The sequence below is a fragment of the Alkalicoccobacillus gibsonii genome (assembly GCF_016798245.1).
GTDB lineage: Bacteria > Bacillota > Bacilli > Bacillales > Bacillaceae_D > Alkalicoccobacillus > Alkalicoccobacillus gibsonii.
The window spans coordinates 1-332 of sequence record NZ_JAEUZA010000016.1 but is presented as its reverse complement, the minus strand read 5'-3'; the positions used below and the strand labels follow the sequence as shown (position 1 = coordinate 332).

At 44.0% G+C, this 332-nt stretch carries 1 protein-coding gene and 1 tRNA gene; one reads left to right on the top strand and one right to left on the bottom strand.

The genetic code is table 11. From position 1 onward, the window contains the following. Position 1 precedes the first annotated feature (1 nt). Positions 2-77: transfer RNA gene (locus JNO66_RS20345), tRNA-Ala, on the top strand. Here JNO66_RS20345 and JNO66_RS20490 read toward each other — a convergent pair. After that, positions 48-332 (bottom strand): hypothetical protein (locus JNO66_RS20490; RefSeq protein ID WP_210340967.1); only part of this gene is annotated, 285 nt, incomplete at its 5' end. The genes JNO66_RS20345 and JNO66_RS20490 overlap by 30 nt on opposite strands.

Genomic DNA, 332 nt, shown 5'->3' with positions numbered 1-332 from the left:
TGGGGCCTTAGCTCAGCTGGGAGAGCGCCTGCCTTGCACGCAGGAGGTCAGCGGTTCGATCCCGCTAGGCTCCACCAAAACTTTTGAAAAAAGTTTTTGTAAAGATTGTTGACAAACATTAGAGGGTTTGTTAAGATAATTAAGTCGCCAAATGAGCGGCAAACAAGTTCTTTGAAAACTGAACAAAAGCCAAGCGTACGAAGAGATACATGATATCTCATAAGTATAAAAAAGTCGTAGCGTAAGCTACGCAACTGGAAAGTTGATGGAGACATCAACGCCAGCAGTTGAGCAATCAACTCACCACTTTTATGGAGAGTTTGATCCTGGCT